Consider the following 14,811-nt stretch of genomic DNA (forward strand, 5'->3'; position numbering starts at 1 on the left):
TCGCTTCATTCTACCTTTGCTAGAATATGTGAGCGAGCTTGATAAGGAGACGTTGTATGCCTCTGACCGCACAGGATGCCCTCAGCGATATGCTGGACGACTATTACCGCATGACCATGGCGTTGGAACGGCTGGTCATGGCCACGGCCCTGATACAGGTGACGGCAGCGCCCGACCGGCTGGCCGAGCTGGAACGATTGCGGGCGGCGGTGTTCGATCCCGCTGTTTCGCCCTTACCCGGCGGTCACAGTCAGGCGATGGAGTTCTATCTGGCGCGGCTTGAAGCCAGAATGGACGCGACCCCGACCGAAGCCGGGATCGCGAGGTCGGCATGATTACCACTTCTTCTCGATGGCGATCGTGAAGGTGCGGCCCAGCTGGTCGTACTGGCTAGTCAGCGGCGCATTGCCCAGACGGTACGAGGTGTAGCTGCCCGAGATGGCGGGCGGGTCCTCGTTGAGCGCGTTGCGCACGGTCGCCGTCACCGAGAAGGTGTCGAACCTCTTGCGCAGCGACAGGGTATGGTTGGCGTAGAACTCGGTGTTCATATCGTAGCAGTAGGTCGTGCCCGACACGCCGTAGAGCGTCCCCGTGTAACAGTTGGTGCCATAGTAATCGCGATCCGAGGTTTCGCCGACCAGGCTGACGCTGTAGCCGAAGGTGTAGGTTCCACGGGTCAGGGTCGTCGACAGGTTGCCGACATATTCGGGGTAACCGACATAGCCGAGATAGTTGGTCGGCGTCGTCGAATTCATCAGCTGATAGGTCCATTTGCGGATGAACGAATGCTGGCTGTTGAGCGCGAATTTGGCGAACCCGAAGTCGTGGTTGTAGGCGAAGGTCAGGTCGAAGCCGCGCATGAACTGTTCGGCGACGTTGACATAGGAGTTCTGTACCGAGGTGATGCGGCCAAAGGTGGTAGAGGTCGACACCGTATCGCGGGTGAACAGGCTGCAATAGGGCGAGGACATGTTCACCGAGTTCAGGCATTCGTACAGAATGTTGTACGAGCCGTAGGTGGTGATCTGGTTGTTGATCTTGGTTTCGAAGAAGTCCAGCGCCACATTGAGCTTGGCGAACTTCGGCGTCCAGATCAGGCCTACCGTATGGTTTTCGGAGGTTTCGGGCTGAAGGCCTGCCGCCTTGCCGCCGCCGGTATAGATGGTTGCCGACGAATAGCCCGACGCCGAATAAGTTTCCGCCAGACCCAGCGCCTTGCAGTTGGTCTTTACCGTCTCGGAGATCGAAGTGGACGAACCATAGGCATAGCAGGGGTCGATCGACGACTGCGACGAATAGCCGACCTGATTGCCGAGATACTGCTCGTACAGCGCCGGGGCGCGGAACGAGGTGCCTTGCGACCCGCGCAGACGCAGGCTGTCGACGATCTGCCAGTTGAGGCCCGCCTTCCACGTGCTGTTGGAGCCGTAGGACGCGTAGTCGCTGAGACGGGTCGACAGGGTGATGTCCAGCTTCTGGATCAGCGGCAGGCTTTTCAGGACCGGGATGCCGAGTTCCAGATAGGCTTCGTTGATCGAATCCTCGCCCTTGGTGCGCCCGGCGGTCGTCAGGCCCCAATAGTTGGAATTCTGGGCATTGATGCCCGGCTGGTCGTCGATGGCTTCCTTGCGCAGCATGAAGCCGAAGGTTCCGGCCATCGTGCCTGCGGGGAGATCCCACAGGTCGCCGGAGAAGGTGGCTTCGATATATTTCTGCGTATAGGTGGTGGTGCCGGTCTCATAACCGAACAGGAAGGCGGTTTCTTCGGGGGTGAAGACGCCAGTTTCCACGGTCGACTGACGGAAGTAGTTGACGCCCGCGGTCGGGCAGGCGGTTGCGGTCGTCAGGGCCGCCGTATTGCACAGGGTGGCGCCGGTCGTGGCGGTGACGCGGTCGTTATAGATGAAGTCGTAACCGTAGGTGCCCTTCGATTGCGAAATCTGACCATAGACATCGTAACTCCAGTTCTTGAACACGCCGAAGTCGGGCAGGTCGCCTTTCATACCGACCAGGGCACGGGTATAGAGCACCCGCTGATCGACATTGTACGGGACCAGAATGATCGGATAGCCCGACGCCTTGAGCACATTGTAGGGGTTCGAGGCATTGACCGTCGGATAGAACTGGCGCCAGCTCTCCTGACGCGACTCGCGCACATTGTGCATCAGTTCGCCGTAAAGCTCGGTGCCGTTGTCGAAATCATAGCCGCCGAACAGGCTGAGCGTCTTGCGGGTCACCGGCGAGATGACGGTCTTGGCCAGCCATTCCTTGTCAAGCTGCGGCGTGATGGAACGTGCGGCGCGGGCGTCTGAGGCGTTGACAGAACCGTTGACGCGTTTCAGGCCCGCCAGATCGCCGTAACCGCCGCCGGCGACCGCCGTCGCGTCGTAAACGTAGTAACGTCCGGTCGAGGTGTTGTAGAGGACGTCCGATATCAGGCCGTAGCACTTGTAATCGTTGGTTGACGGGTCGATCAGGTCGAGGCGATTGCCGTTGATGTCGGTGATGCGGTGCTGCGGACAGGCGAGGTAGTCGCGGTCGCTGTTGCGCAGGGCTTCCTGCTTGTAATAGTCGAAGCCGAACGAACCGTGCCAGCGGCCCTCGACAAAGCTTTGCGCCAGACTGGCGCTGTAGGTTTCGCCGCCGCCCTGTTCCGGCAACGAGGCATAGACCTTGGCCGAGCCCCCGACGGCGTTCTTCTTGGTGATGATGTTGACGACACCGGCGATGGCGTCGGAGCCGTACACCGCCGATGCGCCGTCCTTGAGGATTTCATAGCGGTCGACCAGCGAGCCGGGTATGGTATTCAGATCGACCGGGCCGACCGAACCGCGGGTACCGGCGGGGCCGACGCGGTGGCCGTTGAGGAGGACGAGGGTGCGGTTGGACCCCAGACCGCGCAGCGACAGGGTATTGACGCCCGGCCCCCCGGTGACGTTGTAGCCGGTATAGTTGTTGTCGATCTGAGATGCGCTGGCGGCGATGGTCGAGCCTTGCAGGATGCGCGTGGCGTCGATCTGACCTTCGAGGTCGGCCTTGTCCGCCGATATGATCTGAACGGGCGAGGTGGCGTTGAATTCCGAGCGGCGCAGGCGCGTGCCGGTGACGATGACTTCCTCGATCTTTTCGCCCTTGCAGGCGGTCTTATCGGCGGTTTCTGTGGTGCAGACGTCTTTTTCCGCGGCCGCAGTCGTGGTCTGGGCGTGGACGGCGGCGGCGGAAAGGAGGGAGACCATCACGGCGGTCGAGCTTATGGCCGCCGCCATAAACCCGTTTCGGGGAGATTTTTTCATTACTGTACGATCCTGAGTCTTGCGACAACTCGGCACTACGGCAGTGCAGACCGTATCATGTGAAAATATGTAATTAAGTTAGTCAATAAATAGACATTAAAACGTCATGCAATCGAAACTACCTATTGTAAATACAGCATAGTTTGTTTCTTGAATATTTTGTTATGATCAATTTTGATTGTATAATGCCAAAATTTCACATCAAATTTGGTATTTACATTTCAGAGCGTCGATATGGTTGCGGGGACGACATGTGGCGGAGGGTTGGCCTGTAAATGCGGTGGCGATCCACCGCATTTACAGGTATCCGGTTGCAAAAAAGAATAGTCAGGCCGAAGCCTTCACGACGCCGCGACGGATCTGATCCAGTTCGATCGACTCGAACAGAGCCTGAAAATTACCGTTACCGAAGCCTTCGTTACCCTTGCGCTGGATGATCTCGAAGAAGATCGGACCGAACATCGGTTCGGTGAAGATTTGCAGCAGTAGACCTTCCTCACCGACATGGCCGTCGATCAGAATGCGGTTCTTGCGCAGGCGGTCGAGGTCCTCGCCGTGGTCGGGAACGCGCTTGTCTATCAGCTCGTAATAGGTCTCCGGCGTATCCTGCAAGCGGACGCCGCGCGCCCGCAGTTTTTCGACGGTCTCATAGATATTGTCGGTCGTCAGGGCGAGGTGCTGGATACCTTCGCCATTGTATTCGCGCAGGAATTCCTCGATCTGGCTGTGATCGTCCTGCGATTCGTTGAGGGGGATACGGATGGCGCGATCCGGCGCGATCATGGCCTGAGAGAAAAGACCGGTCGCCTGACCCTTGATATCGAAATATTTCTGCTCTTCGAAGCCGAAGATGCGGTTGTAGAATTCGGCCCAGGTACGCATCTGGCCGCGGTGGACGTTGTGGGTGAGGTGATCGAGCACGTCCAGTCCGACGCTGTTGGCCGCTTCGGCGTTCTCGGCACCGGCGATCGGCGTCCAGTCCGCGTACAGATCGCCGTGATCGGGCACGAGATAAAGATACGAACCCCCGATGCCGTTCAGCACGTAGCTATTTTCGCCCAGTGCGCCGGAGGCCGGATCGGCGGCGGTCGCTCCGCGCCTCAACGCGCCCTCAAAAGCGGTTTTCGGATCGGCGACGCGAAACGCCATGCCATTGGCCGACGGGCCGTGCAGGGTCCGAAACGCTGCCGCCTGTCCCGTCGGTTCGGCATTGAGCAACATGGTGATGCGCCCCTGCTTATACCGGGTGATGGCCCTGGATGGATGGCGTGCGGCGGCGGTGAATCCGAGCGCCAGAAGATGCGAGGCCATGACCTCGATGTCGGAGCCGGTAAATTCCACGAACTCGAAACCGTTGAGGCCTAAAGGATTGTGACTGTACATTGGATACCTCCCTGATTAACAGGTATTTAGTATCAAATGAAACTTATTAGAAAGACACTTTTTTGTGTGGTGGCGCCCTTGAATCTGCGATTCGCGCCGACAGATGAGCTCGCGCCATTGTGATAGGCTGAGGCTTTAGACAGTATAGTTTTGACAGCGCTGTCTATTTGTTCTGCGGGATTGCTTATTGTATAATAAATAGTGCCTCCTTTTTATTGCACTGCCAAAATAATGCCCTTTTAAGTGTCAAAAAAAACACAACCGGCTTTCAAGACGAGGCGCGGACTAAAAAAAACGAAACTCAAGCGGGTTTTGGCTTGCGGGATTGCAAAAGATAGCGGTAACAATGGCGCAAAGATGATCGTGCGATTTGCGCCCGGATATGACACCGGTATCAGATTAAACGGCAGCTTAAATAACAAGCATGGACCGTAGAACGGTTCAAAAGCACAACAGGGATGTTTATTATGAAATACTTGAAAACCGACAGTCGAAATGTGTCTTCCGCTTTGCGGAAAGGCATCTCTCTTGCGGCCATGACCACGCTTCTGGCGGCGGGCGGCGCGTTTGCTCAGGACGCCGCGCCAGCGTCAGACGCCAAGGACGATACGACGACCGTCGTCGTGACCGGCTACCGCGCCAGCTTGCAAAGCGCGCTGAATACCAAGCGCAAGGCCGACGTCATGCTCGACGCCATCAATGCCGAAGACATCGCCGATTTCCCCGATTCGAACCTGGCGGAATCACTGCAACGCATTCCGGGTATCTCGATCGACCGCGATAACGGCGAAGGCCGCACCATTTCGGTGCGCGGCCTGGGCGGCGACTTCACCCGCGTTCGTATCAACAACATGGAAGCCCTGTCGACAGGTGCCTCGAACGACGCCGGCTCGTCGCCGAACCGCTCGCGCGCCTTCGATTTCAACGCCTTCGCTTCGGAACTGTTCAACAGCCTGCGCGTCCAGAAAACGGCCTCGGCCTCGACCGACGAAGGGTCGCTGGGGGCGACGGTCGATCTGAACACCGGCCGTCCTTTCGATTACAAGAAGGACGCCTACGCGTTCTCCTTTGAGGACTCCTATTATCAGAATGGCGAAACCCACAGCCCGCGCGTCGCCGGTCTGTTCTCCAAGCGCTGGGCCGATGGTCGTCTTGGCTTCCTGATGTCGGTGGCCTATGCCAAGCGCAATTCGGAAGATGACAACTATTCGCGCGGCGTCGGTTCGTCCGATTACGTCTATCGCGGCTCGACCTGGACCGGTAATGAACTGCCCGGCCGCGCCGGTTTTGCCGCGCCGACAGGTACGGTGTTCAAGGCGCTGATCCCGACGACCCTGACCGGAACGGCGCTCGACGCCTACAAGGCCGATCCCGCCAACTATTATAACCCTGTCGCCAATCCGGCCGCCTATGCCGAACTGACCGGGTCCGACGCGGCGGCCTATGCCAAGCTTTATCCGGGCTGCGCAGCTGCGGCGGCGCAATCGCTGGCCAGCCTGACGCCGACGTCACCGGGCTGTAACGACTCGCAGATCCGTTTCCCGGCTCTCCCGGCGATCCAGCAGCGCGACACCTATACCGAGCGTCTCGGCCTGACCTCGTCGTTCCAGATTCAGGTTTCGGAAAAAACCCGTTTCACCATCGACGGGATGTATTCGAAGTTCGAGAGCGAAAGCACCAACTATCAGTTGTCGCCGGTCGGTCTGAACCGCAACAACACCAGCGATACCTTTGCCTATGGCCAAAACCTGCCGACGGCAACGGCGCGCACGGGGACGGCCTTCACCGACGTTCAGCGTCGCGCGCTCTATCCGAATACCTGTACGGAAGTCATCGAAACCGATCTCGCACCGGGCATCGATTGCGGTCAGGCCGTCTATGGCCGCACGCCGCTGACCGGCTACACCTTCAGCTACAACCCCTATAACCGTGACACCTACGAATATTACACCAATCCGACCTCGCCCGGCTATGCCGGTGCAGCGGCCACCCTGCCGTTCCGTGGCGACCTGATCGGCCGTCCGTCGGTCAAGGTGCTCGAAGCCGACGTGATCGGTCAGAACGCCGAATATCTTAAGCTGCAAAACGTAGACTGGCGCTCTGCTGCCGACCGCGGTGCCTACACGACCGAGTTCGCTCAGGTCTCGTTCGATCTGACGCACCGCTTCACCGACAAGTTGTCGAGCCAGTTCACCTATGGCGCGTCGAAGTCGACGAACAAGAACCAGGGGACTCTGGTCGAGTTCAACTACATGGACGCGCAGGAGCCCTTCATCTTCGACGAACGCGGTAGCCCCGCCATGCCGAAGTTCGACGTCGGTTTCAACGCCGCCGATCCGACGAAGTGGGGGATCGTCAAGGGCTTCTCCGGCATGCGTAACTATCTGCGCACGACCGAGAACGACTATTCGGGTTTCAAGGCCGACTTCACCTACGACTGGACGGATAACCTGACTTGGAAGTTCGGGGCGGTTACACGCAAGTACGACTTCTCGACCAATCAGCTTGAGCGCAACAACGACACGCTGAACCCGACCGAAAAGGAAGCGGGCGTTACCGTGGCTTCGCTCGGTCGCGTCATTCAGTTCGGTCAGGGCCTCGACGTACCGGCGGGCTCGACGACCAGCTTCTTTGCCCCGTCGATCGAAGCCTTCGACAACGTCTTCGGCTTCACCTGCAACTGCATTAACAAGTACGGCGACTGGCGCGTGACGACCAAGCGTAACCGCACGACAACCTTTGCGGTGACGGAAAAGACCAGCGCGACCTATGCCCAGCTGAACTTCAACTACGATGTTCTGGGCCGTAATCTGTTCGGTAATATCGGCGTCCGTCAGGCCCATACCGAGGTGCTCTCCACCGGTCAGACCACGGCAGGCCGCACCATCTACGGCAGCAACAGCTATGATGACACCCTGCCGTCGTTCAACGCGGCGTGGGAAGTCTATGACGACCTCTATATCCGCGTCGGCGCGGCCAAGGTTATCGCCCGTCCGCTGCTCGGCAACCTGTCGCCGGCGGTCACCGGGATTTCGATCCCCGGCGACGGCACGACGGTCGGCGGTACCCTGTCGGTCGGTAACCCGAAGCTGTCGCCGTTCCGCGGCACGGCCTACGACATGAGCGCCGAATGGTACTTCGCCAAGGGCGCGCTGGTCTCCTTCGCCATCTTCAAGAAGGAAATCAACTCGTATCCGCAGACCATCCTGTACGACGCCCCGCTGTCGCAATTCCTCGACGCCGAGGCTATTGCCCAGCTCAAGGCGCAGTTCTCGACCGGCACGGCGGCGGACAACTTCCGTCTGGCCTATATCGACGGGAACTATCCGGTCCAGGCGCGTCAGGTTCGCGATGCGCCGGGCGGCACGGTTCAGGGTTGGGAATTCAGCTATCAGCAGAACCTTACCTTCCTGCCGTGGTACTTCAAGAACGTCGGTGTGCAGTTCAACATGACCAACCTCGATACCGAGTTGAACTACATCCTCGATCCGGGCACGAAGAATGCCACGACCGGCGCCGTCATCACGGCACCCGTCTATGGTACCGGCCCGTGGCTGGGGGCGTCGCCGCGCGCCATCAACTTCACGGTCTTCTACGAAACCGAGAAGTTCAATGCCCGTATCTCGGCGTCGCAGCGTGACGAATACTACACGACCTATCCGCTGGCCGCCGGCAACTGTCAGCCCGGGTTGCAAACGACGGGTGCTGCCTGCGATGCGCCGCTGATCAACGAATTCGGTGGCTCGAAAGAAACGCTGAACGTCGATATGTCTGTGCGTTATCAGCCGACCAAGAAGATCGCCGTGACCTTCGAGGCCCTGAACCTGACGGATCAGAAGTCCGAGCGTTACGCCTATACCGATCCGGTAGTGTCCAACTACGCCTCGGTCGGTGTCAACTACCGCGTCGGTCTGCGTTACAAATACTAAGTGGTGTGCAGCGGTTTTTGGATTGAATGCACGACTATAAATCCAAGCATCTTGTCCGCGCTTTTGTCTGAGGCGCGGACATCTTTCCTGGCTATGGCGTCCCGGATGTCTTCCGGTCATCCGGGCGCCTTTTTTGTGAGTTTCGATGCCGCCGCCCGTCCCGTTTGCGGTCAGCGGCGGCATTGTCCGGTCTCCAGCTCCCCGTTACCTCGACTGTGAGGTTTCAAGCTGGCCACTTGAGCGGACGGCGGCGCTTCGGTGCGGTCGTCCGTATTTTTGTCTGTGTTTGTAAATGGATAGACGGAACTATTGATGTCGTTATTGACCCGCCGTCGCGCCCTCGGGCTGATCCCCGCTATCGCTGTCACGGGGGCCTATGCTTCGGCGCAGGCTGCGCCGTTTCAACAAGGTACGGGCAAGGGCGGTACAGGCGGGCAAATCCTCCGCGTGACTAATCTCAACCCGTCTGGTGAAGGTTCGTTGAAGGCGGCGCTGGACACCAAGGGGCCGCGCATCGTGGTCTTCGAGGTCGGCGGCGTCATCGACCTGAACAAGGCGTCGCTGAAGATCACCGAACCGTTCCTGACGATTGCAGGCGAAACCGCGCCGGACCCCGGCATCACCCTGATCAAGGGCGGGATGCAGATTTCGGCGCACGACGTCATCGTCCGCCACATCGCTATCCGTCCCGGCACGGCGGGCATGGCGAAAAAAAGCGGCTTCGAGCCGGACGGCCTGTCGACCGTGGCGTCTCACAATGTGCTGATCGATCATTGCAGTTTTACCTGGGCGGTGGACGAGGCCCTGTCGGCGTCGGGTCCGCGTTTTCAGGGTGAGAAACTGGAGGACTGGCGGCGCAACACCTCGCACAACATCACCTTCTCGAACAATCTGATCGCCGAATCCCTGCGTGACGCCAGCCATTCCAAGGGCCCGCATTCTATGGGCTCGCTGATCCACGATAATGTCACGGGCGTGCTGCTCACCGGCAATCTCTACGCCCACAACAACGAGAGGCACCCGCTGGTCAAGGGCGGCGCCGAAGCGGTCATCGTCAACAACGTTTTCGTCAATCCGGGCCACACCTGCACGCAATATACGCTGGTTGCCGAACAGTGGACGGGCCGCACGCCGCAACCGGGCCGGATGCTCCTGCGCGGCAACGTCCTGCGCGGTGGGATCGATACGCCGAAGGACACGCCGCTGCTGTTGTTCGGGGGGCAGGGTGACCTGATGTTGCACGCGATGGACAATATCGCCACGCGAACCGACGGCTCGGCGATTCCCGCCATCGGCTATTATCAGGCGCGGCCCGACGGCTATTTCGACAGCGGCCCCTATGTGGCGCAGGCCTATATCCGGTCGATGCCCAAGGAGGCCTTGTGGCCCACCGGTTTGGTGGTCCGTCCCGCCGCTCAGGTCGAGGCGGCGGTTTATAAAAATGTCGGCAGCCGCCCGTGGGCACGCGACCCGATCGACGCCCGCATCGTCGCCGACGCGAAGGCGGGCAGGGGCAAGCTGATCGATTCCGAGGCCGAGGTCGGCGGGTATCCGCAACGGACCGCGACGCGTCGGACGTTTAATCCAAAAATATTCATAAAATAAAAGGAAATGCCATGACGACCAATCGGAGAAACGCCCTGAAATCGGTAGGGCTGGGCGCGCTGCTGTTCGGTGCGCCATTGTCCGCCGAAGCCGCCGCCAAAAAGGCCCCCGCCAAGCCCAAAACCTGGGCCAAGGGGATCGAAGGGCAGCGCAAGGCCGATCTGGGCGACGGCACCTTCCTCAATCCGATCATGGCCGGCGACCATCCCGATCCGTCGATCCTGAAGGATGGCAAAGACTATTATATGACCTTTTCGACCTTCGACGCCTATCCGGGTCTGGTCATCTGGCACTCGCAGGATCTGGTCAACTGGCAGCCGATCACCGCGGCCCTGACGAAAAACGTCGGCTCGGTCTGGGCGCCGGAGCTGACCAAGCACAAGGGGCGCTTCTACCTCTATATCCCGACCAAGAAGACCTCGGCCCCGGATTCGAAGACGACCTCGTGGGTTATCTGGGCCGACGATATCAAGGGTCCGTGGTCCGAGCCGATCGATCTCAATCTGCCGCGCCACATCGATCCCGGCCACGCGGTCGGCGAAGACGGCTCGCGCTGGTTGTTCCTGTCGGGCGGTGATCGCGTCCGCCTGAGCGACGACGGGCTGAGCACGGTCGGCGCGACCGAGCACGTCTACGATCCGTGGCGCTATCCGGATACCTGGGATGTCGAGGGCTTCTCGCCCGAAGGCCCTAAGGTCACCAAACACGGCGACTATTATTACCTGATCCTCGCCGTGGGCGGCACGGCGGGCCCGCCGACCGGGCACATGGTCATCGCCGCGCGCTCGAAGTCGATCAACGGCCCGTGGGAGCAGCATCCGCGCAACCCGCTGGTGCGCACGACGTCGCTGGACGAAAAATGGTGGTCGCGCGGCCATGCTACGCTTGTCGAAGGGCCTGCGGGTGATTGGTGGAGCGTCTATCACGGCTATGAAAACGGCTTCTGGACGCTGGGGCGGCAGACCTTGCTGGCCCCGGTGACGTGGTCGAAGGACGGCTGGTTCGATTTCGGCGGCGGCGACCTGTCGAAGCCACTGCCGAAACCCAAGGGTGGCAAGGCCGTGCCGCACGGTCTGGCCTTGTCGGACGATTTCAAGACCGACAAGTACGGCACCCAGTGGAACTTCTTCAATCCCTCGGCGACCGAAGCCCAGCGTATCGTGCGCAAGGACGGCGTGATGCATCTCAAGGCGACCGGCGAAGCCCCGTCGACGTCTTCGCCGCTGATCTTCGTCACCGGCGATCAGGCCTATGAGATCGAATGCGAGATCGAGATCGATCCAAAAACGCGCGGCGGCCTGATCTTGTTTTACGACTCAAAGCTCTATTGCGGGCTGGGCTTCGACGAAAAGAATTTCGTCACGCACCAGTACGGCATCGAGCGCGGCCGTCCGGCCAATCCGCATGGCCGCAAGATGAAGATGCGCCTGCGCAATGATCGCCATATTGTCAGTTTCCATACCTCGTCGGACGGCGTAACCTGGAAGCGCTTCGATCGCGGGATGGAAGTATCCGGCTATCATCACAATGTGCGCGGCGGCTTCCTCATGCTCAAGCCCGGCCTCTATGCGGCGGGCGAAGGTGAGGTGCGTTTCAAGAACTTCATCTACAGGGCCCTTTAATGAACCGTCGTTTTCTTCTCGCCAGTCTGGCCGTGCTGCCGCTGGCCGCCGCCGTCCCCACCTTTGCTGCGCAGATCGGTGTCAATACGCCGTTCCCGGAACTGAGCGTCGAGCGCATCAACACCCTGCCGGTCGCCCAGCGTCAGGCGTGGCTGGACTATCTGAACCGCTCCAAGGCCGCGATAGCCGCCGATCAGGCGGCGCTCAAGGCCGAGCGCGAGGGGATGACGACCATCCCCGACGGTCCAAAAGGCGGCAACGGCGAAGCGACTATGCCGCTCGACAAGCCCGCCGAATGGTACGGGTCTGCTGAAGCGAAGGCCGTGGCCGACAATATTGTTAGCTTCCAGACCCCTGCGGGCGGCTGGGGCAAGAACCAGCCGCACAACGGCCCGGTGCGCCTCAAGGGGCAGCATTACGTCGCCAACAACATGCCGCCGAACCAGAAGCCGGACGATTTCGACGCGCCGCACCTGCCGGGCTGGGGCTATGTCGGGACTATCGACAACGACGCGACGATCACCGAAACGCGCTTCCTGCTCAAGGTCTTTGCGGCGACCAAGGTGGAGGCCTATCGCGCCAGCGCGTTGCGCGGGCTGCAATATCTGCTCAACGCGCAATTCCCGAACGGCGGCTGGCCGCAGGTGTGGCCGTTGACCGGCGGCTATCACGACGGCATGACGTTGAACGACAACGCCATGTCGTCGGTCATGCAGTTGATGGGCGACGCCGGACGCGGGGAGGGCGACTTTGCCGCTGTGCCTGCTGAGTTGCGTACCAAGACCGCCGCCGCCGAAACCCGCGCCATTCAGGTTCTGCTGGACGCTCAGGTGATCATCGACGGCAAACGTACCCTCTGGGCGCAGCAATACGACCCCCTGACCCTGACGCCGACCTCGGCGCGCAACTACGAGCCGCCGGCCCTGTCGTCGAGCGAAAGTGCTTCGGTCCTGACCTATCTGATGAAGCTGAACGCGCCGTCGAAAGCCATCGTCGCCGCGGTCCACGCCGGGGCGGCTATGCTGGAAAAGCTGAAGATCGAGGGCATGGTGTTTTCAAAAACACCCGACGGTCAGGACCGTTTGCTGACGCCGAAAGACGGCGCGGGGCCGCTATGGTCGCGTTACTACGACATGAAGACGCTTAAGCCGATCTTCGGCAACCGCTCGAAGACCCTGCACGACACGATCAACGACGTTGAGCCGGAACGCCGCCGTGGCTATTCCTGGTTCAATAACAGCGCTGCCAGTGCGCTGAGCAAGTATGCCAAATGGAAGGAAACCCACGCATGAGGACGCTTCTGATCGCGGGGCTGATCGCCGCTGCAACGCCTGTGTGGGCGCAAACGCCTGCGCCCGCCCCGGTTCTGACCGATGCCGAAGCCCGCGCGCAGGTAAAGAAAATCACCGCCAAGAAGATCATTCTGGTCGGCGATTCGACCACTGCCGTCGTCGGCGGCTGGGGGCCGAGCTTTTGCGGCTATCACCTGACCTCGTTCGTCTCGTGCATCAATCTGGCGCGCGGGGGCCGGTCGAGCTGGAATTACCGCGCCGAAGGATCGTGGGACATCGCTTTGGCCGAAATAAAGGCCGGAGCGCAGGCCTATAAGCAGACCTACGTCCTGATCCAGTTCGGCCATAACGACCAGCCGGGCAAGCCCGGACGGTCCACCGATCTGACGACCGAGTTTCCGCTGTTCCTCAAACAATATGTCGATGAGGTCCGCGCGGCGGGTGGTATTCCGGTGCTGGTCACGCCTTTGACGCGGCGTGGTTTCAAAGACGGCAAGGTCGAAAACGATCTGGGGCCATGGGCCGAGGCCGCGCGCAAGGTGGCAAAGGAACTGAACGTGCCGTTGGTCGATCTCTATGCTCGCTCGCAGGAAGCCGTTCAGGCTCTGGGCGCGACCGAAGCCATGAAGTTCGCTCAAAAGCCGCCTTCCGCCGAGGTGCTGGCGGCCGGCAAGACCGGCAACACCATCGCCGGGTCGACCGGCGTGGCCCCCGCGCCCAATGCCCCGGCTTTGACCGAACAGCAGATGCGTGATTCCATCGAGCCGATGGGCCAGACGAAATTGAGTTTCGACTATACCCATCTGGGGCGTGACGGTGCGGATTTCTTCGCGACGCTGGTAACGAAGGAACTGGCCCGGGTCGTGCCGGACCTGCGCCGTGATCTGATTCCCTGATCGGCGAGACCTGATCTGACGTACCAGATCAGGCCTTTAAGCATAGGTTATGATGGATTTTTTACAACCGCTGTGAGTTCCTCAAGGTTAATGTGCAACCTCGATTCGGGTCTCCGGTATATGATGTCCATAGCCTTCGTCACGTTTAGGACACCCTTGCGGCGCAAGGGTGTCTTTGCGTTATGAGCATGGGCACCGTCAAAACCCCGCGCATCCTGCTGGTCGAGGACAATCCCGCCAATCTGCTGGTGGCTGGTATTCTGCTCGAACGGCTGGGCTATGCCTATGATACAGCCGAAGACGGCGAAGAGGCGGTAAAGGCTTTTGAAACCGGGGCTTACGATATTATCCTCATGGACCTTCAGATGCCAGTCATGGACGGCTACGAGGCCACGCGGCGTATCCGTCAGTACGAGCGCATCAGCCGCAATACGCCGGTCAAGATCGTGGCCCTGACGGCGCATGCCTTGTCGGGCGACCGCGATGCCTGTCTGGCGGCGGGGATGGACGACTATATGTCGAAGCCATTCAAGCCCGACGAGTTACAGGCGAAACTGGATGAACTGACGTCGGTTTAGCCTTTCATAACCGCGCGCATAACGTGACGCACGTCATCGGGCCGGACGCCGTCGCGTTTCATCAGCAGCCGCACGACGGGGTCGTCGAGCATCTCTTTCAGCGTCGGTTCACTGAACATTTTTCTCCCCTTGGCTTCGCCGAACTTTGTTTCGCGATGAAACGGTTGCCAGCATTATAATGCAATGTTAATGAGAATTATTCTCAAATACAAG

10 protein-coding genes are annotated in these 14,811 nt (G+C 60.0%); 7 read left to right on the top strand and 3 right to left on the bottom strand.

What is annotated here, in order from left to right; all coding sequences use genetic code 11:
- The first annotated feature begins 56 nt into the window (after positions 1-56).
- Positions 57-335 (top strand): hypothetical protein, encoded by a 279-nt coding sequence (locus AEYBE204_RS34150; RefSeq protein WP_023463110.1) that lies wholly within the window; start codon positions 57-59, stop codon positions 333-335.
- Here AEYBE204_RS34150 and AEYBE204_RS34155 read toward each other — a convergent pair whose 3' ends face one another.
- Positions 336-3,293: a TonB-dependent siderophore receptor gene (locus AEYBE204_RS34155; protein ID WP_031231087.1), complete on the bottom strand. Its 2,958-nt coding sequence runs from the start codon at positions 3,291-3,293 to the stop codon at positions 336-338.
- A gap of 327 nt (positions 3,294-3,620) precedes the next feature.
- Positions 3,621-4,676 (bottom strand): 4-hydroxyphenylpyruvate dioxygenase, encoded by a 1,056-nt coding sequence (hppD, locus tag AEYBE204_RS34160; protein ID WP_023463112.1) that lies wholly within the window; start codon positions 4,674-4,676, stop codon positions 3,621-3,623.
- A 536-nt stretch (positions 4,677-5,212) separates the two neighbouring features.
- Here hppD and AEYBE204_RS34165 point away from each other — a divergent pair.
- The 6 genes from AEYBE204_RS34165 (at position 5,213) to AEYBE204_RS34190 (ending at position 14,598) form a co-directional block, all read left to right on the top strand.
- Entirely contained in the window at positions 5,213-8,605 is a 3,393-nt protein-coding gene (locus AEYBE204_RS34165) for a TonB-dependent receptor domain-containing protein (RefSeq protein ID WP_023463113.1), read from the top strand.
- Between the two features lie 312 nt (positions 8,606-8,917).
- Positions 8,918-10,210 carry a polysaccharide lyase family 1 protein gene (locus AEYBE204_RS34170; RefSeq protein ID WP_023463114.1) on the top strand — a complete coding sequence of 431 codons (1,293 nt, stop codon included), beginning with the start codon at positions 8,918-8,920 and terminating at the stop codon, positions 10,208-10,210.
- Between the two features lie 11 nt (positions 10,211-10,221).
- Complete coding sequence (locus tag AEYBE204_RS34175) at positions 10,222-11,832, top strand: family 43 glycosylhydrolase (RefSeq protein ID WP_023463115.1); 1,611 nt, start codon at positions 10,222-10,224, stop codon at positions 11,830-11,832.
- Complete coding sequence (pelA, locus tag AEYBE204_RS34180) at positions 11,832-13,124, top strand: pectate lyase (RefSeq protein ID WP_023463116.1); 1,293 nt, start codon at positions 11,832-11,834, stop codon at positions 13,122-13,124. Before AEYBE204_RS34175 ends, pelA begins: the two co-directional genes overlap by 1 nt.
- Positions 13,121-14,020: a rhamnogalacturonan acetylesterase gene (locus AEYBE204_RS34185; RefSeq protein ID WP_023463117.1), complete on the top strand. Its 900-nt coding sequence runs from the start codon at positions 13,121-13,123 to the stop codon at positions 14,018-14,020. Before pelA ends, AEYBE204_RS34185 begins: the two co-directional genes overlap by 4 nt.
- A 182-nt stretch (positions 14,021-14,202) precedes the next feature.
- Complete coding sequence (locus AEYBE204_RS34190) at positions 14,203-14,598, top strand: response regulator (RefSeq protein WP_023463118.1); 396 nt, start codon at positions 14,203-14,205, stop codon at positions 14,596-14,598.
- On the opposite strand, the gene AEYBE204_RS40990 is transcribed toward AEYBE204_RS34190, so the two are convergent.
- Positions 14,595-14,717, bottom strand: coding sequence for a hypothetical protein (locus AEYBE204_RS40990; RefSeq protein ID WP_023463119.1), 123 nt, complete (start codon positions 14,715-14,717; stop codon positions 14,595-14,597). The genes AEYBE204_RS34190 and AEYBE204_RS40990 overlap by 4 nt on opposite strands.
- Positions 14,718-14,811 lie beyond the last annotated feature (94 nt).

The organism is Asticcacaulis sp. YBE204 (assembly GCF_000495855.1).
Classification (GTDB): Bacteria; Pseudomonadota; Alphaproteobacteria; order Caulobacterales; family Caulobacteraceae; genus Asticcacaulis.

Coding starts and splice junctions, on each gene's coding strand:
- AEYBE204_RS34150 (WP_023463110.1), top strand. CDS start 57: ATGCCTCTGACCGCACAGGATGCCCTCAGCGATATGCTGGACGACTAT.
- AEYBE204_RS34155 (WP_031231087.1), bottom strand. CDS start 3,293: ATGAAAAAATCTCCCCGAAACGGGTTTATGGCGGCGGCCATAAGCTCG.
- hppD (WP_023463112.1), bottom strand. CDS start 4,676: ATGTACAGTCACAATCCTTTAGGCCTCAACGGTTTCGAGTTCGTGGAA.
- AEYBE204_RS34165 (WP_023463113.1), top strand. CDS start 5,213: ATGACCACGCTTCTGGCGGCGGGCGGCGCGTTTGCTCAGGACGCCGCG.
- AEYBE204_RS34170 (WP_023463114.1), top strand. CDS start 8,918: ATGTCGTTATTGACCCGCCGTCGCGCCCTCGGGCTGATCCCCGCTATC.
- AEYBE204_RS34175 (WP_023463115.1), top strand. CDS start 10,222: ATGACGACCAATCGGAGAAACGCCCTGAAATCGGTAGGGCTGGGCGCG.
- pelA (WP_023463116.1), top strand. CDS start 11,832: ATGAACCGTCGTTTTCTTCTCGCCAGTCTGGCCGTGCTGCCGCTGGCC.
- AEYBE204_RS34185 (WP_023463117.1), top strand. CDS start 13,121: ATGAGGACGCTTCTGATCGCGGGGCTGATCGCCGCTGCAACGCCTGTG.
- AEYBE204_RS34190 (WP_023463118.1), top strand. CDS start 14,203: ATGAGCATGGGCACCGTCAAAACCCCGCGCATCCTGCTGGTCGAGGAC.
- AEYBE204_RS40990 (WP_023463119.1), bottom strand. CDS start 14,717: ATGTTCAGTGAACCGACGCTGAAAGAGATGCTCGACGACCCCGTCGTG.